Source organism: Sporomusa sp. (assembly GCF_057736855.1).
Genome location: NZ_JBYKYF010000102.1, coordinates 1 through 1,600, shown reverse-complemented (window position 1 = coordinate 1,600; position 1,600 = coordinate 1). Strand labels below are relative to the sequence as shown.

The following is a 1,600-nucleotide window of genomic DNA, read 5'->3' as shown; positions in this document are numbered from 1 at the left end:
GGCGTTATGGTGTCTCCGGCCCGTCATGCCGCAGAACAACTTATTTCCCGGGGAATAAGTGCTAGAGTACTGAATATGGCCTCCATTAAGCCGATTGACAAAGAAGCCATCATTGCGGCTGCACGGGAAACTGGTGCCATTGTTACCTGTGAAGAACACAGTGTGATCGGTGGTCTTGGCAGTGCTGTTGCTGAAGTGCTTGTCGAACATGAACCTGTGCCGCTGGAAAGAGTGGGTGTAATGGATACTTTTGGTGAGTCTGGTACACCTGGTGACTTACTCAAAAAATATAATTTAACCGAAGAAGCCATTGTTGCTGCCGCTAACAAGGCAGTTAGCCGGAAAAAGGCCTAAAATAGCAGTTAAAAGCATTAAAGCAGCCCGCACATGCATATGCATTATGTATGTGCGGGCTGCTTTTGTCTGGAACGGTGAGTTTGCTAATTCGCCATGGTGTACATGGGTATTAAAGGAGGGATGAACTTGAACTCCTGGAAGGTGATAAGCCTCGGCCGGCGTGTAATGCGCCGGATTGGACTAGGATTCGTTGGCCTGTTGGCACTGGTCCAAATGGGCGGAGCTATGACAACCGCTACCTCTATGTTGGTGTCGCTAGCCTTTTATGTACTTGCTTTTGGCTTTAAGTTTGCTATTGGTTTTACAATACTCTTGCTTGTCCATGAATTAGGCCATGTGCTTGCATCGCGGATTGTTGGACTGAGAACCAGCGGGCCAACCTTCATCCCGTTTATTGGTGCTGTGATTAGCTTAAACCGTGCTCCGGTTAATGCCAAAATGACGGCTAATATCGCTATTGGCGGGCCAGCTGCCGGAACGCTTAGTGCCTTGGTCTGCCTGGCATTTTACTTGTGGAGTGATAATATGCTGATGCTGATATTGGCTTATACTGCTTGTTTATTAAATTTATTTAATCTAATTCCTTGTGCGCCGCTTGATGGTGAACGGATTACTGCAGCTATTTCTCCACGGCTTTGGTGGATTGGCAGTCTGGTTATTGGTATTGTGTTTTTGTATACACATAATATTTTGGTTTTAATTATTTTCTTATTTTCGCTGGTTGCCCTGTGGCGCGGCGAGGAAGACAAAGATGAGCGTTATTACCAGTTAACAGCCACTCAGCGTCTTACGGTTGCATGGTGGTATTTTGGTCTGCTAACAGTGCTAGCCTTTACCACACTGTACACTATGGAGCTATTAAAATAAAGGGAATTTATGGAGAAACATAGAAACAATTTATTGAATTTATACCAAAAAAGAGGTTTTGCCAGATTAATGTCGAATAAGTAATCGCTTTGTCTTTGAGTTTACAATGGAGGTACTTTAGTTTTGATTTACATGCATGAAGTGTCGAAAGTATATGGTAATGGATCGGTTGCGCTAGCAGATGTTACAGTAGAAATTGGTAAAGGTGAGTTTGTTTTTGTAGTAGGGCCGAGTGGCGCAGGTAAGTCGACCTTCATCAAACTTATCTTACGGGAAGAACTGCCTAGCAGTGGGCGGCTGATAGTTAACGGGTACAACTTAATTGATATGCCGTCAAGCCAAGTACCGTATTTACGGCGTGGCTTGGGTATTGTTT

The 1,600-nt window shown here is 44.6% G+C and carries 3 protein-coding genes; all 3 read left to right on the top strand.

What is annotated here, in order from left to right:
* The coding region (locus AC29Z1_RS08505; protein ID WP_488271028.1) for a transketolase C-terminal domain-containing protein at positions 1–354 on the top strand (354 nt) is incomplete at its 5' end.
* A 129-nt stretch (positions 355–483) separates the two neighbouring features.
* Complete coding sequence (locus AC29Z1_RS08500) at positions 484–1,224, top strand: site-2 protease family protein (protein WP_488271027.1); 741 nt, start codon at positions 484–486, stop codon at positions 1,222–1,224.
* A 123-nt stretch (positions 1,225–1,347) separates the two neighbouring features.
* Positions 1,348–1,600 (top strand): ATP-binding cassette domain-containing protein (locus tag AC29Z1_RS08495; RefSeq protein WP_488271026.1); only part of this gene is annotated, 253 nt, incomplete at its 3' end.